Source organism: Deinococcus hopiensis KR-140, assembly GCF_900176165.1.
Taxonomy (GTDB): domain Bacteria; phylum Deinococcota; class Deinococci; order Deinococcales; family Deinococcaceae; genus Deinococcus; species Deinococcus hopiensis.
On the sequence record NZ_FWWU01000009.1, the window covers coordinates 607,589 to 630,264 of the forward strand.

At 60.4% G+C, this 22,676-nt stretch carries 22 protein-coding genes and 1 tRNA gene; 12 read left to right on the forward strand and 11 right to left on the reverse strand.

All coding sequences use genetic code 11. From position 1 onward, the window contains the following. The first annotated feature begins 59 nt into the window (after window positions 1-59). From B9A95_RS16445 to B9A95_RS16475, 9 genes are read left to right on the forward strand one after another with little or no spacing between them, the layout of a single operon-like run. Window positions 60-704 (forward strand): DapH/DapD/GlmU-related protein, encoded by a 645-nt coding sequence (locus B9A95_RS16445; RefSeq protein ID WP_139806830.1) that lies wholly within the window; start codon window positions 60-62, stop codon window positions 702-704. Next, window positions 697-1,923, forward strand: a complete 1,227-nt coding sequence (locus B9A95_RS32390; RefSeq protein WP_139806831.1) for a glycosyltransferase family protein — start codon at window positions 697-699, stop codon at window positions 1,921-1,923. Before B9A95_RS16445 ends, B9A95_RS32390 begins: the two co-directional genes overlap by 8 nt. Next, entirely contained in the window at window positions 1,924-3,207 is a 1,284-nt protein-coding gene (locus tag B9A95_RS32395) for an O-antigen polymerase (RefSeq protein WP_170928677.1), read from the forward strand. Next, window positions 3,179-4,348 carry a glycosyltransferase gene (locus B9A95_RS16450; protein WP_084048295.1) on the forward strand — a complete coding sequence of 390 codons (1,170 nt, stop codon included), beginning with the start codon at window positions 3,179-3,181 and terminating at the stop codon, window positions 4,346-4,348. Before B9A95_RS32395 ends, B9A95_RS16450 begins: the two co-directional genes overlap by 29 nt. Next, on the forward strand, window positions 4,338-5,261 hold the full coding sequence (locus B9A95_RS16455; protein WP_139806833.1) for a glycosyltransferase family 2 protein: 924 nt from the start codon (window positions 4,338-4,340) through the stop codon (window positions 5,259-5,261). Before B9A95_RS16450 ends, B9A95_RS16455 begins: the two co-directional genes overlap by 11 nt. Next, window positions 5,262-6,299 (forward strand): dTDP-glucose 4,6-dehydratase, encoded by a 1,038-nt coding sequence (gene rfbB, locus B9A95_RS16460; protein ID WP_139806834.1) that lies wholly within the window; start codon window positions 5,262-5,264, stop codon window positions 6,297-6,299. After that, entirely contained in the window at window positions 6,296-7,204 is a 909-nt protein-coding gene (gene rfbA, locus B9A95_RS16465) for a glucose-1-phosphate thymidylyltransferase RfbA (RefSeq protein WP_084048297.1), read from the forward strand. Before rfbB ends, rfbA begins: the two co-directional genes overlap by 4 nt. Then, entirely contained in the window at window positions 7,197-7,766 is a 570-nt protein-coding gene (locus B9A95_RS16470) for a dTDP-4-dehydrorhamnose 3,5-epimerase family protein (RefSeq protein ID WP_245808339.1), read from the forward strand. Before rfbA ends, B9A95_RS16470 begins: the two co-directional genes overlap by 8 nt. Continuing rightward, window positions 7,763-8,491, forward strand: a complete 729-nt coding sequence (locus tag B9A95_RS16475; protein WP_084048299.1) for an SDR family oxidoreductase — start codon at window positions 7,763-7,765, stop codon at window positions 8,489-8,491. Before B9A95_RS16470 ends, B9A95_RS16475 begins: the two co-directional genes overlap by 4 nt. A gap of 176 nt (window positions 8,492-8,667) precedes the next feature. Here the strand turns inward: B9A95_RS16475 and B9A95_RS16480 are convergent, their stop codons facing one another. From B9A95_RS16480 to B9A95_RS16490, 3 genes are all read right to left on the reverse strand, one after another. Further along, the gene (locus B9A95_RS16480) at window positions 8,668-9,600 is read right to left on the reverse strand and encodes a hypothetical protein (protein WP_084048300.1); all 933 of its coding nucleotides are present in this window, start codon (window positions 9,598-9,600) and stop codon (window positions 8,668-8,670) included. Continuing rightward, window positions 9,597-10,751, reverse strand: coding sequence for an O-antigen ligase family protein (locus B9A95_RS16485; RefSeq protein WP_084048301.1), 1,155 nt, complete (start codon window positions 10,749-10,751; stop codon window positions 9,597-9,599). The genes B9A95_RS16480 and B9A95_RS16485 overlap by 4 nt, the downstream gene beginning before the upstream one ends. 84 nt (window positions 10,752-10,835) lie before the next feature. Beyond that, window positions 10,836-10,910, reverse strand: a tRNA-Glu gene (locus tag B9A95_RS16490). Window positions 10,911-11,067: 157 nt separating this feature from the next. On the opposite strand from B9A95_RS16490, the gene B9A95_RS16495 reads away from it, so the two are divergent. Next, window positions 11,068-12,495, forward strand: coding sequence for a phosphoglucomutase/phosphomannomutase family protein (locus B9A95_RS16495; protein WP_084048302.1), 1,428 nt, complete (start codon window positions 11,068-11,070; stop codon window positions 12,493-12,495). 52 nt (window positions 12,496-12,547) lie between these two features. Here B9A95_RS16495 and lpdA read toward each other — a convergent pair whose 3' ends face one another. The 8 genes from lpdA to B9A95_RS33840 form a co-directional block, all read right to left on the reverse strand. Then, window positions 12,548-13,954 (reverse strand): dihydrolipoyl dehydrogenase, encoded by a 1,407-nt coding sequence (lpdA, locus tag B9A95_RS16500; RefSeq protein ID WP_084048303.1) that lies wholly within the window; start codon window positions 13,952-13,954, stop codon window positions 12,548-12,550. 133 nt (window positions 13,955-14,087) lie between these two features. Continuing rightward, window positions 14,088-15,032 carry a pseudouridine-5'-phosphate glycosidase gene (locus B9A95_RS16505; protein ID WP_084048304.1) on the reverse strand — a complete coding sequence of 315 codons (945 nt, stop codon included), beginning with the start codon at window positions 15,030-15,032 and terminating at the stop codon, window positions 14,088-14,090. Window positions 15,033-15,093: 61 nt separating this feature from the next. Then, on the reverse strand, window positions 15,094-16,200 hold the full coding sequence (locus B9A95_RS16510; protein ID WP_084048305.1) for a carbohydrate kinase: 1,107 nt from the start codon (window positions 16,198-16,200) through the stop codon (window positions 15,094-15,096). A gap of 145 nt (window positions 16,201-16,345) precedes the next feature. Then, entirely contained in the window at window positions 16,346-17,173 is an 828-nt protein-coding gene (locus B9A95_RS16515; protein ID WP_084048306.1) for an HpcH/HpaI aldolase/citrate lyase family protein, read from the reverse strand. Between the two features lie 72 nt (window positions 17,174-17,245). Beyond that, the gene (locus B9A95_RS37205) at window positions 17,246-17,455 is read right to left on the reverse strand and encodes a hypothetical protein (RefSeq protein WP_084048307.1); all 210 of its coding nucleotides are present in this window, start codon (window positions 17,453-17,455) and stop codon (window positions 17,246-17,248) included. 619 nt (window positions 17,456-18,074) lie between these two features. Further along, window positions 18,075-18,647 (reverse strand): GNAT family N-acetyltransferase, encoded by a 573-nt coding sequence (locus B9A95_RS34665; RefSeq protein ID WP_212648340.1) that lies wholly within the window; start codon window positions 18,645-18,647, stop codon window positions 18,075-18,077. Between the two features lie 50 nt (window positions 18,648-18,697). Next, window positions 18,698-19,585: an RIO1 family regulatory kinase/ATPase domain-containing protein gene (locus B9A95_RS16530; RefSeq protein ID WP_084048308.1), complete on the reverse strand. Its 888-nt coding sequence runs from the start codon at window positions 19,583-19,585 to the stop codon at window positions 18,698-18,700. 18 nt (window positions 19,586-19,603) lie between these two features. Further along, window positions 19,604-19,741, reverse strand: a complete 138-nt coding sequence (locus B9A95_RS33840; RefSeq protein WP_170928678.1) for a hypothetical protein — start codon at window positions 19,739-19,741, stop codon at window positions 19,604-19,606. Between the two features lie 199 nt (window positions 19,742-19,940). On the opposite strand from B9A95_RS33840, the gene B9A95_RS16535 reads away from it, so the two are divergent. Both B9A95_RS16535 and B9A95_RS16540 read left to right on the forward strand, forming a co-directional pair. Further along, entirely contained in the window at window positions 19,941-20,909 is a 969-nt protein-coding gene (locus tag B9A95_RS16535) for a magnesium transporter CorA family protein (protein WP_084048309.1), read from the forward strand. Between the two features lie 117 nt (window positions 20,910-21,026). Then, entirely contained in the window at window positions 21,027-22,664 is a 1,638-nt protein-coding gene (locus B9A95_RS16540) for a RecQ family ATP-dependent DNA helicase (RefSeq protein WP_212648341.1), read from the forward strand. Window positions 22,665-22,676 lie beyond the last annotated feature (12 nt).

The window sequence follows — 22,676 nt, forward strand, 5'->3', positions numbered from 1 at the left end:
GATTCGATAAGTAATCGGCAGAGATAGTAGTTTCTAGAAGATTATTGGAGGTGTCTGGCATGTTGAGAAGAGTTGTTCGGGTTTTTGATGAGAAGGGCGGGACATATTTTATTCGGCTTATTTATTCAATTGTTAGATCAAGATATATGGTGAAAAAATATGGATATGGAGGAGGTTTAAAGCTATCGGAGAGTGCTTATATTTCTGGACGTAGGGATATTATTATTGGGAAGGACGTTACTATCGGTAAGCGATCTCGAATTGAGGCAATATCTAGGCATGGTGAACGTAGATATATACCACACTTATCGATTGGAAAAGGTACTGCTATAAATGATGATGTCCATATTGCCTGCATTTCTAGAGTCAGCATCGGAGAAGATGTTCTGATGGCAAGTAGGATCTATATTAGTGACCACAATCATGGGATATACAATGGATCAAATCCAGATAGTCCATATAATCCACCCAATAATAGACCTCTGTCTATCCAACCAGTGCATATTGGAAGTAAGGTCTGGCTTGGTGAGGGGGTCTGCGTGCTGCCAGGAGTTTCTATAGGAGATGGTGCAATAGTTGGAGCGAACAGTGTTGTAACCCGGAATATACCCGCCAATTCTATAGCGGTCGGGGTCCCTGCTCAAGTGATTAAAGTCTTTAAAGAAGAACTAGGCACCTGGATTGGAGTAAAAAAAGATGGCTAAGCGTTCAATATTCACAATAGTCAACAATAATTATATCCACTTCGCTCAAGCCCTGGCTGAATCAATCTTCAGGAATTCGCCGGGCCAAGACTTCTTTATTATACTTCTTGATGATAAAGAAGAATATTTGAATTTTGATCCAAGAATTAAAATTATACGTGCCGAGGACCTCCGAATAGAGGACTTTGTCCATAGAGCATTCTATTATGACATTACAGAGCTGGCAACAAGCATAAAGCCGGATGTATTTCTTCACATGTCCGACTTAGGATATGACTCTGTCATATATTTTGATCCAGATATTTATTTATATGAAAATCTGGGCGATTTATATAGTTTGATCGAAGATAATAATATCGTTGTTACTCCTCATTTACCTGCTCCCATAAACACACCTGATGGACTGCGACCAAATGAATTGGACATTTTAAGAACCGGTGTTTACAACCTTGGCTTTATTGGTATTCATCTTACCGATGAATCGATTAGGTTTTTGAGGTGGTGGGCATCGCGTCTGAAGTACTATTCATTTGAGTCGTACGATAGCGGGCTCTATACCGACCAGAAGTGGATCAATATAGCCGCCACGATGTTTAGTGGCCTCCGTGTGCTGGATACTCCTGGGTACAACCTGGCTTATTGGAACTTACACGCACATAAAGTAACTTCCAATAAAGATAAGCATTTTGTAGATGGAAAAAAACTCATTTTCTTTCATTTTAGTGGCTTCAAGATTGACGCTGAGCAGATATCAAAGAATCAGAACAGATATAGTTTCACAGATAAACCAGAGCTGAAGGTCATATTTGATGGATACCGTTCTGAGGTGTTGAAATTCTATAATAAAAAAAGAAGTCTGGTATATAAATATGCTAATTTCTCGACAGGAAAATCTATATCCAGTTTTCAGCGATCGACTTATTTTATGATTTATTGTAAAAAGAATCTTACCTTCAATCCCTTTGACTGCGACTGGCATGGAATCATAGATCAAGCTGTTGCATCAGAGGACGCGGTCAAGATAAAAATACATACAACGGACAGTCTGAGCCGATATGTGAAATCAAAACTTATAAGATCGAGTGCAAGGTTGATGGTTCGACGAGGAATGGGAGTAAATCGTTCGTTCAGTTCGGTCATCCATAACATACACTTAATGACAAATAGGCTTAACTATAGCAACTTGCTCTCTATTCTGATACTTACTGGGGAAGACTGAGTGCGTGTACTACAGCCCTGGTGGATGGCCATATATAGCTTTATGGCAATAGTGTTATTTTCCCTATTGCCTCCCTCAGTCTACTCTTTTTATACAAAAGAGAGAGACATAATGTACTTGAATGAAAAATTCTATGTCTTTGCTCTGGCGTGCACTCTCGTTTTTTGCCTTATATCATTGATCTCTGCGAGGCTAACCTCTGTTCTTCCTGGCTTCAGAATAATTAGACCTTATCGAGTATTTTATTTTCTTTCAATATTAAATGTAGGCCTCTCTTTAGTAAAGATTGCCTACATTCAAATCTCCTTTGGTCTGGGACAGATCTTTTCGTCTTACTTTGGTAACACGGCAGGATATACTGTAAAAGACGAATTAAATGAGGTGATAGCCGGAGGGAAAATTGGATGGATTGGCGATGCTACTTTGGGAGCAATGTGCGGGATACTATGGATTTATTTCTACCTCTTGAGGCGCAGAAAAACCGATACCACTATTCTACTATTTAATATACTACTTTTCACTATTTCTGCGTTTCTCTCGCTCGCTCGAGATTCTCTCACTACACTTGTAATTGTAGGATTTATTGTTTATCTTTCCTCGATTGATGGGAATAGCTTGAAGAGGTTGTATAAATCGGTAAGAGCAATTCTACTATCACTAATTGTTGTAACAAGTTTATTCTATGTAATTGATTCTGCCAGGAATAAAACTAGCGGGCAGAATGAATTCATAGCACAATTAATTGGCTATTTTCCTGCCTCTGTTAATAGGGGGGCCGCAGTGGTAGGAGGACAATTGGTATATCCCAATAATAATTCTGGGTACTACTCTACCCAGTTTATATGGGATCTGCCCCTTATGTCTCGATTGCTTGCGCTTCCCGAGAACGCCCGTCAGGTTGGTCTTGATATACCACTAACGCCTGGCGAGAACTGGAAGGAACAATTCGCACACGTTCGCAGTTATGGGTTTAATCAAAGATACATATGGGCAACAATATATGGTTTTACGTTTAACGATTTTAAATGGGGTTCAATAATATATTTTGGGCTATACGGCGTTATTATTGGGTTACTCTACTCCAGCTATAGAAAAAATTCAATTTTTGGTACTTTTTTATATCCATTTGGATTGGCCACAATAGTAAAATGGGTGAGCGTCTCAGCTTTTTCTCAAAGGGTCACGCTTATCATTCTGGCGCTGGTCTTTTTGACTCTTTGTATAGATAGAATTAAGTTGACAAGAAAGGTTTACGATGAGAAAAGTTTCTCTGCTGGCCTTTGAAATTGTCTATTCCTCTGTAAAGAAGGGGGGAGGGTTGGAAATTAAGCGTCGACACAACGCTCTACTTGGGGAAAACATAGAATCAGCTGTTTGGAGCTATTCAAGACGCACTGACAGGACGACTGGACCAGAGTACGAAACCCTATTACAGCGTACGCCTTTTTCCATCTTGGCCTTCCTGCTACCCTATCCTGTTGTCTCAAGGTCTCCCTCTGCCCAGGTCGTAGAAGTTTTCAATCAGACTGGAGAGGAGGGAGGTATAAATCTTATAGAAGGAATTCAATCGTCCCTGCTGGTTTTAAAGTTGAATAAGACGGCTCTCCGGAGGACGATACTCAGAATTCACAATTGGGAATCGAAATATCACCTCGAAATGTCCCTTGCCTCCCATGGAATTAGAAAACTCTTACATTATATTGTTTCAAAGCAATATCTATTATACGAAAGACACCTACTCAAGCGTGTGGATTGGGTATTCCACATCTCTGCAGATGAGTTAAAAGGAATGCAAAAAGCGTTTTCTGCTCCCGTCTACCAGGCAAAACATGTACTGTGCCCACCCATCGCCAAAGCAGTTATAAATCCAGATTTTTCTAAGAAAACTGGAGAATTTGATAGTATATTTATCTTCGGTGATATGGGTATTCCTGGAAATGCGATAGGTATTGAGTGGTTTGTTGAGAAGGTGTGGAGCATACTACACAAGGAGTACACAGAATTGACTCTGCACATTGTTGGCCTGGGCTCTGAAAAAATACACGCAGATGGCGTGGTGGGTCATGGTTACGTCGATAGCCTCGAAGAGTTCATTTCTGGAATCAACTGCCTTTGTATTCTGCCAATCGCTTATGGAGGAGGGGTAAAAATTAAAACGATAGATGTTATGGCATCCGGTATGCCCACAATCTATTCTACGAAAGCTCTTGAAGGGATCGTTGGGGTCTCTGAAATTTCTCCCTATGCCTTCGAGATTTTCGATGTTGACGACGCGACTACAATTTGCAGAATGGCTTTGCGCATGCCTGATGCTATTCGCAATAGATCTCGATATGCTCAGGAGCACACCCAAAGATTTTACAGTGAACAATCCTTCTTAAACTTGCTTCACAGTACTTCAAAATCAATGGAGAGTGTTAATTAAGATGAGAGTTTGTGTTATTGTGCCAACATTAAATCCTAGTTTGCTCGAGCTGTCCCTTCTCGTTTCGAGGGTAAAAGCGAACAGAGAGCATGATGTTCGGGTACTGTGTATCGACTCCGGCTCCCGGGAGTCGGAGATCATAAAGTGCTTTGCAGACGAATTTATTTCTATCTCTCCAAACGAATTCGACCATGGGGGCACCAGGAACAAAGCCGCCCTACTGGCACAGGATGCGGAAATTCTAATATTTATGACGCAGGATGCCGTTCCCATTGATGAGTCAATGGTGGCGAGGCTTATTGAGCCTCTTGGAGATGATGTCGTCGCCGCTTATGCTCGACAGCTCCCAAAGCGAGATGCCAAGCACCTAGAGGCGATTACCCGCTTGACAAACTATCCACCTGTATCTCAAATCAAGAATATGGACTCCCTAAAACTGCTCGGCGTAAAGAACTTTTTTTTCTCTAACGTCTGTTCGGCAGTAGATAGGGATCAGTTTTTTTCTTTAGGGGGTTTTCCTGAACATATTATCATGAATGAGGATATGGCTTTCGCTGCAAACGCCATTAGAAATGGCAAATCAATACAGTACGCAGCCAATGCGGAAGTGTACCACTCTCACAACTATTCCTTATTGCAGCAATTTAGAAGGAATTTCGATGTTGGTGTTTTTTTTCGAGACTACGCACGGCAGGTCGAGGCTGGTAAAGTAGGGACGGCGGGAGCAAGATTCGTTTTGGATCAGGTTTCTGCTCTCGCGAAAGATGGTCGCTGGTCTATAATTCCTGAAGCGGTGCTTGAAGCGGGAGTAAAGTTTCTAGGCTTTCAGTTCGGACAAAGGTACAGTCTTTTTCCAGTAAAGGTGCGGAAAAAGATGAGCATGCACAGTTTCTACTGGCAGGGGAGGAAGTAGATGACACCAATCAAGAGAATGCTCGTAACGGGTGGTTGTGGTTTTATCGGCAGTAACTTCGTACGCTACTGGCTGAAACAGCATCCTGAAAGCCAAGTGGTGGTCTACGACAAGTTGACCTACGCCGGACGCAAGGAGAACCTGCATGACCTCTGGGAGAACGACAACCTGAGTCTGGTGGTGGGGGATATCGGCGATTTGACACTTGTGCGCCGAACCTGTGAGGAGCGGGAAATCGACCTGATCGTCAACTTTGCTGCTGAAACCCATGTGGATCAGAGCATCCTGGGCCCACTGGTCTTTACAGACACGAATGTGCGGGGCACCCACGTGCTCCTGGAAGTCGCGCGGGCGCTGGGCATTCGGCTGCACCACATCAGTACCGACGAGGTGTACGGCCATATCCCGGACGAGCACCAGAGCGTAGAGACCGACGAGCTCGCGCCGCGCAGCCCCTACGCAGCGAGCAAGGCTGCGGCAGACCAGCTGGTTCAGGCCTACTCCATCACCTACGGACTGCCCGTGACCATCACGCGTGGGGCCAACAACGTCGGGCCCTACCAGTACCCGGAAAAGGCGGTGCCACTATTTAGCACCAACGCCATTTTGGGAGAGCCACTTCCGGTTTACGGAGACGGGCGTCAGATGCGTGACTACGCACACGTATACGATCACTGCACGGGCATCGAGGCGGCACTGCTGCGGGGTGAGATCGGGCAGGTCTACAACGTGGGGACCGGGCGCGAGATGACCAACCTGGAGATGGTGGACATTGTTCTGGAGACGCTGGGCAAGGACCACAGCCTGGTCAGACACGTAACGGACCGTCCTGGGCACGACCGGCGCTACTCCATGAACGTGGACAAGCTCAGGGCACTGGGCTGGGAACCAAAGTACGATCCCCGGCAGGCGGTCGCTGAGGCCGCGCGCTGGTATGCCGAGAACAGTTGGTGGTGGGAGCCGATTCGCAGCGGGGAATTCCGGGAATACTATGAGCGGCAGTACGCCAAGCGTCTCATTGGGACTGCGCCCCGATGACGGTGCCCACAGGAATTTCCCGCCGGGGCATCATCCTGGCTGGGGGGAGCGGCACACGGCTGTACCCAGCGACCCTGGCCGTGTCCAAGCAGTTGCTGCCCGTGTACGACAAGCCGATGATCTATTACCCGCTGTCTACATTGATGCTGGGCGGTATCCGGGACATCCTGATCATCTCGACGCCCGAGGACACCCCCCGCTTTCGCCAGTTGCTGGGCGACGGAAGCCAGTGGGGACTGCACTTGGAATATGCCGTTCAGCCCAGGCCCGAGGGTCTCGCACAGGCCTTTCTGATCGGCGAGGATTTCGTGCGTGGGCATGAGAGCGCCCTGATTCTGGGCGACAACATCTTTTACGGCAACGATCTCTCGGACCTCATGGCAGTGGCGAGTGCCCGGGAGAAGGGTGCGACGGTCTTTGCCTATCAGGTCAGCGACCCGGAGCGTTACGGCGTGGTGGAGTTCAACGATGCGGGCCGCGCGCTGTCCATTGAGGAAAAGCCGGCGCAGCCGAAGTCCGACTTTGCGGTAACTGGGCTGTACTACTACGACCGCAACGTGGTGGACATCGTCAAGGGAATTCGGCCCTCGCCGCGCGGGGAGTTGGAGATCACCGACGTGAACAACGTGTACCTGTATGAGGGGCTGCTGGACGTGCAGCTGATGCGCCGCGGCTTCGCCTGGCTGGACACCGGGACGCACGAGAGCATGCTGGAAGCCAGCCTCTTTATTCAGACCATCGAGCACCGGCAGGGACTGAAGGTGGCCGCTCCCGAGGAGATCGCCTGGCGCAACGGCTGGATATCGACCGACATGCTGCTCGAGCAGGCTGCGCGCCTGGCCAAGAACAGGTATGGGCAATACCTGCTGAAGATCACCCGCGAAAAGGGAGGACCCCATGACTGATATGCCGGCCACACAGGCGCAACACCGCATCCAACTCGCCCCAGCCTTTACCCAGGCCCTGAAGTTCGAGGCTTATCCCGCCTCGCCCCAGATTGAAGGGGTCTGGACACAGGCGCTCCGCAAGAATCGCAGCGAGAATGGCGCATTTATGGAGTACCTGCGCCTGGATGAGCAGGGCGTGCAGCAGTTGCCGGGGCAGCTTGTTCCGCGGCAGATCAGCGTGTCCTGGGCAGCACCGAGCCGCATCAACGCCTTCCACATTCACGTGAAGGAAGAGCAGAACGAAATCTGGTGTGTGATCAGCGGTCAGCTGACCGTCTGGTTGGTCGATTGCCGAGCGGGCAGTCCGACGCTGGGGGTGCAGCGCAAGCTGGTGCTGAGCGGTGAGCAGCCTACGATGGTGCATATTCCGAGCGGTGTGGCCCACGGCTACCAAGCGGGTGACGCTGGGGCCACCCTGATCTACACCATGGACGCCCAGTTCAACCTCGCCGATCCCAACGAGGGCCGCTTGCCCTGGAACTTCTTCGGCGAGGCCCTGTGGGCGGAGGACCGCGGGTGAAGATCCTGCTGACCCGGGGGGGTGGGCGGTTGGGCACCGAGTTGCGCGCCCTGCTGCCCGGGATTGTCGCTCCGTCCTCGGCGGAGATGGACGTGACAAACGCGGCGCAGGTCCTGGCGGTGGCCGAGCGGGAACGCCCGGACGTGGTGGTCCACGCAGCGGCCTACACCAACGTGGGGGGGGCCGAACGCGAGCGGGACGCCTGCTGGCGCGTCAATGTGGTGGGCACCCGCCACGTGGCGGCGGCGGCGGACGCGGTAGGCGCGAAGCTGGTTCACATCAGCACCGATTACGTCTTTGGCGGTGAGCGCGGCAATTACGGGGAAGAGGACACGCCGGGTCCGGTGGTCAACTACTACGCCCTGACCAAGCTGGTGGCTGAGGAAGCCGCTCGCGCGGCCAAGCGTTTCCTCATCCTACGGACCAGCTTTCGCCCCAGAGAATTTGCCTATCCTGTGGCGTTCAGCGACGTGTTCACCAGTCAGGACTACGTGGACATCATCGCGCCAGAGATCGCCCTGGTCGTTCAGCACGCTCGAGAAGTCGGGGAGCCGGTGCTGCACATCGTCACCGAGCGCAAAAGCGTATACGAGCTGGCACGCCGCCGCAAGCCCGACGTACAGGAAGGGACACGGGCGCAGGCTGGGGTGACCCTGCCCGGCGACGTGAGTCTGAATACGGACCGGTGGCAGGTCCTGCGGCAGGAACTGCTGTCCAGGAGCTGAGGTGAAGTTCTGGACCAGGGGCTTCCAGGTCAACTTCGTCTCACCAGCCTCCCAGTTCGCCCATGACTTTCCCGAGCCCCGGCGTTCCCCCTCGGCGCGCCGAACTGCATTCGGCGTTGCGGACCGACGGACCCGAATGAACGTTGGTGGAGGGACCATCAACGTTCATTCGGCGATCAAGGGGGCGTTCCCGCTTGAAGTCGGCCGGCCCGAAACAGCAGGCGGTAGATCAGAGCCAGGAGCAGGAGGGTAAGGGCGGCCGCCAGGGTGAGCGCTCCGTGGGGAGAGAGCGGCGGGGGTGACGTCAGTTCCAGGCGCTGGACGTAAAAGGGGGCTGCGCCGTACAGCCGTTCAAGCTCGGCCACGCTGTCATTGGGCGTGGCGCCCCGTGGAACACCGGACGTGGCGGTGATGGTCACGCGGTGAAGCCGTCCGTCCAGCGCCAGGGGCACCCGTCCGGAGAGGAGGGGACTGGGTCCCGTCGGTTGGAGGACTTTGACGACCTTGTCATCCAGGCGGATGCTCAAAACCTGCGCTTTTTTAGCGGTGACCAGGCTGTAGGCCAGCTCTCCGGGGCCCCGCTTCGTGGAAAAAAAGGTGACCTGGCCAAAGGGAGCGGGCCAGTACGCCTTCGGACCCGGCGATTCGAGGGTTCCGTAGAAAGAAGGCTGAGCCGGAGAGGTCAACCCGCTTACTGGGGCAAAGGAGAGATCAAAGAACGCGGTGGAGAGGTCGCTCGGGTCGCCTGGAGCGAAGGGAGTTCTTCCTGGGAAACGGTTGCTGCCGTTGGTTTCAAAGCTCAGTTCGTTGAGACCGCGCTTCAGGAAGAGGGGCAGTTGAAGGGTGAGGTGTTTTTTCTCCTTCTGAGGTGGAATGGAGCCGGCGGACGTGCCGTTGAGCCGAATCAGAAGAGACTGGTTCTGGGCCGGCAATTCGAATTCCAGGCGCAGGGCAACCCAGCCGTCCCCCTCGGCCCTGAGCTTCAGGTTGCTCTTGAGGCCGAGCATCCAGCGGCCCCAGGGTTCCGGAGCACGAAAATGATTGAGCGACTGGAGCGAGAGGTCTGGCAAAACGCCGTCGAGGTGCGGGATGGGCTTGGCGCTCTTCATGGGGGGGCCTTCACCTTGATTCCTGCGAGAGTCAGGCCGACGGCCACCCACCACAGTTCAGCAAAATGTTGACTGGGAAGGGCAATCACCACGTCGACCATATTGATGGCTGTAAATCCGTACAAGATGGCCACGGTCAGCGCGTCTCTCAGGTGGGCTGACCACCACAGGGCGTAGCCCACCACCAGGGCCAGGCCAGCCAGACCGAGAACTCCGGTTTCAAGTAACCACTGCAGCCAGGCGTTGTGGGCAGTCAACCAAAGGCTGCTCCAGCGGACCAGGGAGGCGGGGCAGGCGACGCCGTTGCGTTCCAACGTCGGGGTGAGCAGGCAGCCGTCTTTGAGGAGAAAGGTCAGCCGTTCTCCCCCCTGGTAAACGCCCACTCCACCGATGGGAGAGGTCTGCCAGGCCTGAATGGCGTCCCGCCAGATGTAGTTCCGCCCCGTGGTCTGATCGTTGAGCAGGCGTTCCACCGGGAGGATGGGCAGCTCGGCGCCCTGGGTCAGGCTGGCGAAGCCCAGGCCGACGATGGCCGGCAGCAGGAGCCACCAGCGCCGCTGCCGGCCAGCGAAGGCCAAGACCGCCAGGCTCCCCACGGTCAGGGCGAGCAGGGGTCCCCGGCTCCCCGTGGCCAGGAAAGTCGCCACAACGAAGAACACGGCGGGAACGCGCCACCACAGCGCGCTTCCCTGCCAGAAGACGATCAGCCACAGCGCCACCACCGCCACGAGCCCAAGAGACACGATGAAGTAGTAGGGATGGCCCAGCCGTTCCTGTACCCCGCCCAGCCCCTGGGTGCTCAGCGTGTACACCCAGGCGGTCACACAGACGGCCAGCTGTCCCCAGAGCAGGGGGCGGAGGTTGCGGCTGTCACGCAGGTAGGCGCCCGCTCCGATCATGGCGAAGATCACCAGCGTCCGCGCCGCAGCCAAGCCCAGGGACAGCAGGGGGCGTGGCGTGAAGAGGGCGGCGATCAGCTGCGTCGCCGCGAAGAAAAACAGCACCTGCCGTGCCCGCAGTGGCAGGAAGCGCAGCAGCGGAAGGCTGCCGAGAGCGGCGGCGTAAAGCGCCGGAAATACGGGAATGATGGCGAGAAACCAGCTGACCCAGCGCGGCGGTGTGAAGGAGGGAGCGTCTGGGGAAGAACTCACGCCCGTCAGTATAGAGACGGCGGCTCCAGGGGGACCAAAGGAAAAACTCCCGCCACAGCGTGAGCTGAAAGCGGGAGACTTTCTTGGTGACCCCAACGGGATTCGAACCCGTATCGCTACCTTGAAAGGGTAGTGTCCTAACCGTTAGACGATGGGGCCACACCACTTCAGTTTTGCGAGCGCTGGAGCGCATTTCGCTGACTGCCTTTCAAGGGGTGCCGTTTCCGGCACGCACAGAAGAATACGGGAGGAACTCGAATTCGTCAAGCGTGCGTGGCCACCCTGAGGCTTGTTAGAGTGGGGAAACGGAGAATACATGCCCATTAAATTCGGAACAGACGGCTGGCGCGACATCATCGCGGAGGACTTCACGTACGAGAACGTGATGCGGGTGGCCCGTGCACATGCCCAGGCGCTGCGCGCCACGGGTGGAACGTCGGTCGTCGTGGGCTTCGACACCCGCTTTCAGGGAGCTGGCTTCGCCCGCGTGGTGGCGGAGGCACTGGCCGAAACTGGGCTGAACGTGCTTCTGGCAAGTGAATATCTGCCCACGCCCGCTCTGTCCTTTGCGGTGGTTCACCGAGGCGCGGCGGGGGGCGTGATGCTTACCGCCAGCCACAATCCACCCCAGTACAGCGGCTACAAGATCAAGGGGGCGTATGGAGGCAGCGCAACGCCCGCCCTCGTGGCCGAGGTGGAGCGGGCGTTGCGGGAGCCTCAGCCGCATAACGGCCCGCCTGGGTCCATTCGGTCCTTTGATATTCGGGAAGCGTATTACGCCCAGCTGGACCGCCAGCTTAATCTGGCTGCCCTGCGGGCCTACGAAGGTCACGTGGTCCACGACGCGATGGGTGGGGCAGCGTGCGGTTGGCTGACGGGGTACGCGCAGCACGCGGGGCTGAGGGCCCAGGTTACCGAGTTGCATGGTCGGCCGGACCCCATGTTCTACGGCGTCAACCCCGAACCCATCCCCCAGAACCTGGGCGAATTGATGGGCGTCATGGCGGGCGAGACGGGCACGGCGCTGGGTGTCGTCACCGACGGCGACGCAGACCGGGTAGGGGCTGTTACGGCGGGGGGCAGGTTCTTCAACAGCCACCAGATTTTCGCGGTCCTGATCCGCCACCTGCATGGACGGGGGCTGCGGGGGCGCGTGGTCAAGACCGTCTCTGGCAGCCGGGTGATCGAGCTGCTGGCGGGGCATCTGGGCCTGGAACTGCTGGAGACGCCCGTGGGCTTCAAGTACATCACCGACGCCTTCCTGGAGGGGCAGGCGGACGACGCCAAGGCAGTGCTGATCGGCGGTGAGGAATCGGGCGGCCTGTCCTCACGCGGACACATCCCCGAGCGTGACGGCCTGCTGAACAGTCTGCTGATGTTGGAGGCGGTAGCGGCAAGCGGCAAGAGCCTGGACACACTGTTCGCTGAGATTGAGGCCGAGGTGGGCTTCCGCCACGAGTACGACCGGGCAGACCTGCACCTCAGCCCTGGCTTCGATAAGGAAGCGCTGATGCGTGAGGTTCAGACCTACACCGATGTTGCGGGGCATCCGGTGGAAGGCAAAAAGACCATCGACGGCGTGAAGCTGCTGCTCTCGGGCGGAGCTTCCGCGATGTTCCGTGCCTCGGGCACGGAGCCCGTAGTGCGCGTGTACGTGGAGGCCCAGACGCCAGGTGACGTGCAGGCGATTCTGGGCGAAGCGACGCGGCGGGTGCTGGCGCTGGACCCCGGACAGCGTGCCTAAGGAAGCAAAACACAGGAGCGGGAAAGCCCCCGCCCCTGTGTTTTGCTGACCGCTACATGTGCAGCGCGCGCTTGTCCGCGGCCAGCGCCGCTTCCTTCACCACTTCGCTGAGGGTGGGGTGGGCGTGGACGGTGCGGGCGAGGTCTTCGGCGCTTCCGCCGAACTCCATAATCGCCACCGTCTCGCCGATGAGTTCAGAGACGTTGGGACCGATCATGTGGACGCCCAGAATCTTGTCGGTCTCGGCGTCGGCGACCACCTTCACGAAGCCGCGTGGATCACCGTGGCCCAGCGCGCGCCCGTTGGCGCTGAAGGGGAACTGTCCGGCCTTGACCTTGAAGCCCTTGTCCTTGGCCTGCTTTTCCGTCAGACCCGCCCAGGCGATTTCAGGCGAGGTGTAGATCACCCAGGGCACCACGTCGTAGTTGACGTGTCCGGCCTGCCCCGCGAGGAGTTCGGCCACGGCCACGCCTTCTTCTTCCGCCTTGTGCGCCAGCATCGCGCCGCCCACCACGTCGCCGATGGCATAAAGGCCGGGAAGGTTGGTGCGGTAGTGCCCGTCCACCTTCACGAAGCCGCGCTCGTCCAGTTCCAAACCAACCGCCTCGGCCCCCAGACCCTTGGTGTGGGGCACGCGGCCGATGGAGACGATGAGCTTGTCGAACTGCGCGGTTACGTCACTTCCCTTTTCCTCATAGATGACGGTGACGCCCGCTTCGTCCTGCTTCACATCCTTGATCTGGACGCCGAAGTGGAACTCCAGGCCCTGCTTCTGGAATTGCTTCAGGGCTTCCTTGCTGACAGCGTCGTCGGCAGCCATCAGGAAACCGGGGAGGGCTTCGAGAATCGTGACCTGCGCGCCGAGGCGACGCCAGACGCTGCCCAGTTCCACACCGATCACGCCCGCGCCGATCACGCCGAGGCGTGCGGGCACCTGCTCGAAGGCAAGAGCGCCGCTGTTTTCCACGATGTGCCCACCGAAGGGGGCGAGGGGCAGTTCGCGGGGGCTGCTGCCCGTCGCCACAACCACGTTCTTTGCCCGCACCTCAGTTCCGGCCGCGTCCACGATCCAGCCCTCTCCGTCCTGCCGCACCAGGCGGCCCAAACCGTGAATGCTGGTGACCTTGTTCTTGCGAAACAGGAAGGCCACGCCGCCGGTCAGCTTGTCCACCACGGCTTCCTTGCGGCCCAGCATTTTCGTGAGGTCCACCCGCGCGCCGTCTACCTGGATGCCGTGTTCGGCCGCCTCGTGGTTGATCATCTCGAAGCGTTCGCTCGAATCGAGCATCGCCTTGGAGGGAATGCAGCCCACATTGAGGCAGGTGCCGCCCAGCGAAGCTTTGCCGCCCCGCTCGAAAGCGTCCACGCAGGCCGTCTTGAAGCCCAGCTGTGCGGCGCGAATCGCGGCCACGTAGCCTGCCGGGCCGCCGCCAATCACCACTACGTCGTATGCGTCCATAACCGTTCCCGAGCGTACCACCCGGTTCTCACGGAGATTGCGGCGCGTTCCTGCCGTAGGGACAGGGCGTGAGGTCCAGTAGGCTAAACCGCCTGCCTGTTCAGGGCAGCCAGGCGGTCAGCCTTTCAGATGGTCAGGCCGGCGCTGTTGCCAGTTGTGCAAAAGCCTCCGCCACCCGCGCTGCCACGGCCGCGTTGTGGCGCACGAGGGCGATGTTCGCCGCGAGGCTGCGGCCCTCCGTAATCTGCACGAGGCGGCCCAGCAGGTAGGGCGTGGTTTCCTTGCCTGTCAGGCCCAGCGCGTCCATGTCCTTCAGCGCCTGCTCAATATGGGGCGTGATCTCGGCGGCGGGAATCTCGGCCTCGGCGGGGATGGGATTGGCGAGCAGCACGCCGCCGGACAGGCCCAGCGTCCACTTTGCGTGCAGCACGCGGGCGGCTTCGGCCTCGGTGGTGACGGACAGGGGAGAGGCAAAACCGCTTGAGCGCGAGTAGAAGGCGGGGAATTCCCCGCTGCCCAGCGTGATGGCGGGCACGCCTTGGGTTTCGAGCACCTCCAGCGTCAGGCCGATGTCGAGGATGCTCTTGACGCCCGCGCTGACCACGCACACGTCTGTGCGGGCGAGTTCGGTGAGGTCCGCGCTGATGTCCATCGTCTGGCCAGCGCCCCGGTGAACGCCGCCTGTACCACCGGTGGCAAAGACGCGAATGCCCGCGAGAGAGGCGATCCGCATGGTGGAGGCGACGGTGGTGGCTCCGTGTCCGCCGAGGGCCACAGTCACGGGGAGGTCGCGGGTGCTGATCTTCTGAACAGCCTTATCGGTGGCGAGGAGCTCGAGTTCATCTGGCGTGAGGCCCACCTTCAGGCGGCCGCCCAGCACAGCGATGGTGGCGGGGGTGGCCCCATTCTCGCGGACAACGTTCTCGACGCCGTTTGCCATTTCCACGTTCTGCGGGTACGGCATGCCGTGGCTGATGATGGTGCTTTCCAGGGCCACGACGGGCCGGCCCGCGTCGAGGGCCGCGGCGACTTCGGGGTGAAGGTCCAGGTGATGGGCAATTTCGGGGCGGATGGTCATGGAAACTCCTTGAGAGGGGCAATGATCTTGCTGGCGACTGAACCCTGGCGGCGGGCGACGTCTACTCCAGCCTGGCCTGCACTGCCACGAGCGTGAGGCTGGGGGAGACGGCGTGCGTACTTTCAACAGTGAGGGCAGCGGCGGCGTGGCCGTGGCGGGCCGCTTCGGGAGCGGGAGCTCCGCTCAGCAGCGCGGCGAGGTAGGCGGCGAGCATCGCGTCGCCTGCGCCCGTTACGTCCAGGACCTGGGCGGGAAGGGCCGGGATTTCGGTCACGCCTTCCAGGGTGGACAGCAGGCTGCCGCGCTCACCCCGGCGAATCCAGACGGTCTCGATGCCCCGCGCGTGAAGTTCATTCGCCGCTTCCCCCAGCGCCTCCGCCGTATCTGCCACTTCCCGCCCCAAAAGTGCGGCAAGTTCCGCCACGTTGGGGGTGACGGTGTGTGGGGCCAGCCCACGCGAAAGTGCGCGCAGGAGGCGCGCGGCTTTGGGCACACTCACAGGCTCAAACACCACGGGCACGTTCGCCTCCCGGCAAAGGGTCAGCAGGTGCGTCAGCGTTTCTGTGCCCAGGTTGCCATCGGCCACGACCCAGGCCGCACCTCTGAGCACGCTTCGGCGTTCGTTCAGCGCGGCGGGCGTGAGGGCGTCCATCACCTCCATCGCGGCCACCGCAATCACGAGTTCACCCGCGTGGTCCAGCACCGCCGTGTACGTGCCGGTAGGAACGTTCGCGCGCAGCATTGCCCGCACGTCCACGCCCGCCGCTTCCGTACCGCGCAGCAGCAGATCACCGGGAGGATCGCGCCCGATGGCAGCGATGAGTTGCGCCTGCACCCCCAGCCGTGCCAGGTTCTCCGCAATATTGCGGGCGACGCCGCCCGGCGCCTGCGTCGCCTGCCCAGGATTGCTGGTACCGGGAATGGCGGCGGCCAGCGTGCGCGCCTTGATGTCGAGGTTCGCGCCGCCAATCACCACCACCCGGCGGCTTTCCTCAGGAGCCACGACGTAGCCCCGCCCCAGCAAGGCTCCCTTGCGGGTCAGACTGCTGACATGCACGTTGACGGCGGCGCGGGAGGTGCCCAGGCGGCGGGCGAGTTCTTCGGGGGGGCTGAGGGGGAATTCACGAATAAGAGCGAGGAGGGCGCGCTCGCGTTCGGTCAGGAGCATGTCTTAAGTATTTTAAGGATCTTTACTAGGATAAAGCAAGGGAGATGAGGAGGTGGGAGCTCGCCTTCAGGCAAAGTGAGGGCGAGTTGCGCTCGCCGCACCCCACCCCTTCTGGGCAGCTCTACAGGAGGGGGAAAGCGCCTACTTAGCCTGCTGTTCCCTGCGTCCACAGCGCGAGCACCTCGGCGGCCTCGTCCGCGTGCATCTGCTCGACAAGTGCGCCCCCATGGGTGGCGACGCTTTTGCCCTCTGCACGGGCCTGGTTCCAGGCCTGCAGCAGCGCCCGGGCCGTTTCCACCTCGGCGGCGGTCACGCCGAAGGCCCGGTTCGCCGCTTCCACCTGGGAGGGGTGAATCACCGTCTTGCCTGCAAAGCCCAGGGTGCGGCCCTGCCTGCACTCCCGATCGAAGCCTTCTGGGTCACGTACATCGTTGTACACGGCGTCCAGGGGCACTTTGCCGTAGGCGCGGGCCGCCAGCACCACCGCCGACAGGGCGTGCAGCAACGGCAGGCGCTCGGGGTGGGGGCGGGTCCGTAAGGCGCGGGCGAGGTCGTTGGCCCCCACGATCAGTCCCGCAACGCCAGGCACCCCAGCGATCTCTGCGGCGTGTAGCGCGCCGAGGGGCGTTTCGATCATGGGCCACAGGGGCACGCGCAGGTGCAGCGCGCCCACGGTGCGGGCGTCCTCCACTTTGGGCAGGACCAGGCCGTCCACTCCGGTAAGCAGGGCCATCTCGCGGTCCGCGTGTTCCCAGGGCGTGCCCAGGCCATTGACCCGTACGAAGACGGGGCAGGGCCAGCGGTTTGCCAGCGCGCCCCGTACGTTCTCGCGCGCTGCGTCCTTGTGTTCGGGGGCGACGGCATCTTCGAGGTCCAGAACCACGGCGTCGGCCCCCAGTGTCCGGGACTTGTCGATCGCGCGCGGCTTGTCGCCCGGGACGTACAGCACCGAGCGCAGCGGCTTAACGCTCATGCCGGGCGTCCTTGCGGCGGCGCTGGGCAGCGGTGGACGCGAGCAGGAAGGGGAGCAGGACAAGCAGCAACTTCAGGGGACGGGGCATGGGGTCAGGGTATCCGGATTCAACGGTGGGTGACCCAGCGGTGGCCTCCTCGGGCTGGGCCAGCGCCTTGTGCATGGGCGGTGTTCGCGCCGCACAAGACCCAGACGCTCATAGAAGGGCAGGGCATCGGGGCCGGAATCCAGAACCACCTCGGGGAAGCCGCGCCGCCTGGCCTCCTTCTCGGCCTGGGCCATCCGCTGCTGTCCGGTGCCCTGCCCACGGCAGTCGGGGCGCCAATCAGGCCCAGCAGCCCGGTATTCATGTACGTGCCCACCGGCGCGAAGCCCTGGGCCACTTGCCGTTTCGGCCGCTCCAGGTAGGTGCTCAGGTCCACATGGCGTTGAAGTTCATGCGTGGGCCTGAAGGCCGAGGGAAACGCTGCAGGTTCGGGGCGGCGCAGGGTGACGGCGGGAAGCCTGCTCACGGCGCGCTTCACTCTCCAGAGGCCCGTTGAAGCGGAGAGGAGGTGGAAGGCAGGCCGATCTCGGGGTTCCCCGTACCTTCTTGAACGTCACTGACGATGAATCTCCGGCGCGTTCCAGCCTCAGATGCGTGCTGGAATTGGCTCCAGCACGTGTTGCCCTCCGGGTCCTTGAAGTGCACGCTCTTGCCCCGATTCCCCAAGGTGCGGCGGGCGACCTTCAGGCCGTGACCCCCAGCCGCGCCTGCCGGGCGTTCGTCTCCTCGCGGGTGATGCTCAGGCAGACGTGGTCGCCCGACTTTCCCGTGTGCGGCGGCACCTCGCCGGGCTACGCGTTTGCCCGTGAAGATGCGGAGCATGGAGCCTTTGAGCTGGTCAAACGGATGCCGCCCCTACACTTGCCCGTACGGCGTCAGGCCGAGGACCTCCGAATAGAAGGTCCCGGACGGGGTGAGGTCGCGGGCATACAGGCAGGCTTTGGGAGCGCGCCTGCGGAGGGGGGCCCCTTCAGGCGGGCAGCTCAAGTCCGGCGTAGGCGCCCAGGGCGCCATACAGGGGGGAGACCATCGCCGCCGGGGTGTCCGGCCGCAGGCCGAAGTCCACTGACCGGCGGAACCCGAAGCGTGGGTAGTAGTCGGCGTGGCCCCACAGCGCAGCACCACCATCGGTTCGGCGCAGGCGCGTACCCTCTCCAGCACGGCGGGCGTCAGGGCGCTCCCGCTTCCCCGCCTCTGAACACCGGGGAGAACGCTGATGGGTCCCAGCAGCAGGACACGCCGGGGTCGCCCGGGACGCGTCAAATCTCCCCGCGGGTCCGTCGGGGCGACGATGACGTGACCGACCACCTGGCCCTCCACCTCGGCCACCAGCGAGAGGGCGGGCAGGAAGCGGCCCGAAGCGCGGATCTGTTCAATCGTTTCATTCTCCCGCAGACCACCGTTGTAGGTGAAGGCCAGGCGCGTCACCTCAGCGGTGGCCGCGGTGTCGGCGGGACGTTCGGGGCGGAGATGAAGGTTCAGGGCAGCACGACGCGCGGCGCCGGACCCTGACCTGCCGCCCGCCGCTGCACTTCGCGCAGGGTCGTTTCGCCGTCTGCCTGGATGCCGTGCTTGCGGAAGCTGGTGGCGAGGCTCTGGGCGTCGCGTCGCAGCAGTTCGGTGAAGTTGGGGTTCTGACGGGTCGTCAGTTGCGGGAAATCGATGATCGTCACGGTGTTCTCCCACCACAAGAGGTTGTAGGTGCTGTAGTCGCCGTGGGCGTAGCCCAGCCGGAGCAGATCGGCCATGCCCTGTACCGACTGCTTCCAGGCGTTGCGCGCTTCTTCGGGGGTGAGTGGAGCGTCGCTCAGGCGGGGGGCGGGCTGGTCCTCGGTGCCGATCAGCCGCATCAGGACGGCGGGGGTGGTCGCGCTGTATTCAAAGGGACTGGGGCCGACGAGGGGTTCGGGAACCTGAAGTCCGGCGCTCCAGAGGTGCCACAGGTGCGCGTACTCGGCGCTGACCCAGCCCGCCTGGAGCATTTCCAGGCCCTTGCGGCTGCGGCTCGCCATCGCGCGGGCGGCCCGTTGGTCGAGGATGACCTGTCCCTCGCGGTACACGCCGTCACGCTTGAACGAACGGGCTTCGAGGTCGCGGTAGAGCTTGACGAGAACGCTGCCGTGTGGGCCGCGCGCCACGTAGGCCGTGGCCTCCTTGCCGCTCTTGAGTTCGGCCACCACCTCGGTGATGTGCCCGAGCGCCATCAGTCGGCGGATGATGTCGTCGCCCGCCTCGCCCGTTTCGGCGTCGGCGGTCAGTGTCTCCAGGCGTCGGCGGCCCAGGGGCTTTTTCGCCTTGTGCTTGGTTCGCCGCTCGGCTTGGATACCGGCGCCGTTCAGCTCGTCTTCGAGCCAGCGGGCACTCATGGGTGCCCCGGATGAAATTTAGTGGCGGCTGAAACCTCGGAAGGCCAAGACGTGAACAGTCTTTGCTGGTGGTGCGGCACGGTGGCTCCTATCTGCGGAGACGAAAATTCCTCGTTCGGTCGCGTTCAGGCTGACAATGATGTTGATGTCGGTCATGCACAGCACCTCCTTCCGGTGTTGAGCCCACGGTAGCAGGGGAATGCGGCGTGAGGAAGCCAATCTGCCTACGCTAGGCCACCATGCTTAGGGGTACGTCGCAACGGGCGTGGCAGACACCCCCGCCGCCTTCCCCCAGCATCGCCGGACCGCACCGCACCGAACGGGAGCGGCGGCGTAGCATGAGGGCCGGGACACCATGAACCGCACCTACCTGTTTGACGCCGACGGAGATGACCACGAGGTGACCCTGAGTGCCGAGCAGGTGCGGGGGCTGCGCGAGGACCAGCTGCTGTGGGTGGACCTGTCGCGCGGTGACGCGGGGGAGACCCAGCAACTCGCGGCGCTGCTGGACCTGCCGCCCCGCCTGCTCGAGCGGCAGCTGAACGATTCGCCCCACCCACAGGTGGTCAGCGACGGCGGAGCCTTCCGGGTGGACGTGCAGTCGGTGCGTGTGGATGAGGGCGGGCGGCTGACGGGCATGGGGGTGAGCGTCTTTGTCGCGCCGAATGTCCTCGTGACCGTTCACCAGGACGGCATCGACTTCCTGAAGGAATTTGCGGCGCAGCAGCGCAGCAACGGCAAGGTGGGGCGGCTGTCCTCGGGGTTGTTTCTGGCGGCGCTCCTGGGGTGGCACCTCACAAGCTACCTGCGTGAAGTCGAGCGGTTGGAGGAACGGGTGGACCGGCTGGACGAGGCCATCTTGCGCTCGGCGCCCGAGCGGGATTTTCTGGAGGACTTGGCTGCCCAGCGCCGCCACATGGGCGAGCTGCGCCGCCTCCTCACTTCGCACCGCGGTGTGTACGCCACCCTCTCGCGCCCTGACTTCAAGGCCCTGGCCGACGGTGAGACGGCCGCCGCTTTCGACGCCCTGGAACAGCGCTTCGAGCGGGCCGTAATGTCCGTAGAGGGACTCCGGGACGTGATTCTGGGCTCCTTTGACCTGTACATGTCCAGCCTGGGTCGGCGTACCAACGACATCGTTCGCCTGCTGACGGTGGTGACGGTCCTGACGGGCGTAGGGTCCCTCATCGCGGGGCTCTTCGGCATGAACTTCGAACTGACCTTCGAGAAGTCGGGCTGGCGCGGCTTTGCCTTGGTGGTGGGTGCGCTGCTGCTGCTGTTCGTGGCTGTGCTGTGGGCGGCGAGGCGGCGGCGGTGGGTGTAAGGCTGGCGGGTTCGTAAGGGATCACACCGCTGGACAGGAGGGTTAAAGCCAGGTGGGGACGCCCAACATCCGCCGCTGCCTGCCAGGCACGACGCTGGGATGCCCAAGGAGTCCCCCGTGCCCAGACCCAGTAGAGACATGCAGCGGGCGCAGAGAATCGCCCACGAGATTTTCGGCTATGACCGTCTCCACCCTGCCCAGAAAGAAGCCGTCGCCTCGGTGCTGCGGCGTCAGGACACCCTCGCCATCATGCCCACGGGCAGCGGCAAGTCGGCCATCTACCAGATTGCGGCGCTCTCGCTGGGCGGCCCGGCCATCGTGGTATCGCCGCTGATCGCGCTGCAACGGGACCAGGTGGACGCGCTGGAAGCGGCCCTGCCCGGTCACGCGGCCCTGGTCAATTCCACCCTCAAGCCCCCAGAACGGGAGGAGGCGTTCGCCCGGCTGGAAGGCGGCGCGCTCGACTTCCTGTTTCTCGCCCCCGAGCAGCTGACCTCCGAGGACACCCTCACCCGGCTACGCGCCGCGCAACCCGCCCTGTTCGTGGTGGACGAGGCCCACTGCGTCTCCGAATGGGGCCACGACTTCCGGCCCGAGTACCTGCGGCTGGGGCACGCGGTGGAGGCGCTGGGCCACCCCACCGTGCTGGCGCTGACCGCCACCGCCGCGCCGCCCATGCGCGCCGAGATCGTCGATCGGCTGGGGATGCGCGACGCGCAGGTGCTCGTGGGCGGCTTTGACCGCCCCAACATTCGGCTGGAGGTGCGGCAGTTCGGAGACGCAGGCCACAAACGCGCGGCCCTGCTCGAGGAGGTCGTGGGGACCGAGAAACCGGGCATCGTCTACGCGGCCACGCGCAAGGCCGCCGACGAACTGGCGCGCGATCTGGGGGAGCGGCGTGTGCGGGCGGCGGCTTACCACGCGGGCCTGGGCGCGGCTGTGCGCGAGGAGGTGCAGGCGGCCTTCATGGCGGACGAACTGGAGGTGATCGTCGCCACCACGGCCTTCGGCATGGGCATCGACAAGCCGAATGTGCGCTTTGTCCATCACCTCGACATCTCCGGCTCGGTCGACGCCTATTACCAGGAGATCGGGCGGGCCGGGCGCGACGGAGCGAACGCGGAAGCGGTTCTCTTCTACACGCCCGCCGACCTGGCCCTGCGCCGCTTCTTTTCGGGCAGCTCCCTCATCGACGCCGATCAGGTGGAGCGGGTGATGCGCGCCCTGGAGGAACGCGGCGGGCCGCTGGACCCGGTAGAACTCGTGGAGGAAACGGGCCTGTCGCGGACCCGGCTTCTGGGTGCCGTGAACCGTCTGGAGGAGGTGGGCGCGCTGGACGTGCTGCCCGGCGGCGAGGTCACGCTGCTGGAGGGCACGGACGTGGAGAACGTGGCGGCGCAGGTGGCCCAGGCCCACGCGCACCACCGAAGCTTTGAGCGTTCGCGGCTGGACATGATGCGCGGGTATGCGCAGACGCCGGGCTGCCGCCGCGAGTACCTGCTGAACTACTTCGGTGAAGGGTATGCGCCGCCCTGCGGCCACTGCGACGCGTGCGAGTCCGGGCGGGTGGGGAAGGAAGCCCAGGCCGAGAATGTGCCCTTCGAGATTGGCCTGCGCGTGGTGCATCCCACCTTTGGGGAGGGCCAGGTGGTGCGCTACGAGGGCGAGAAGGTCACGGTGCTGTTTGACCGGCAGGGGTATCAGGCGCTGGCGCTGGGCGTGGTGCTGGAAAACGAACTGCTGAGACAGGCCTGACGCAGGGGTTGA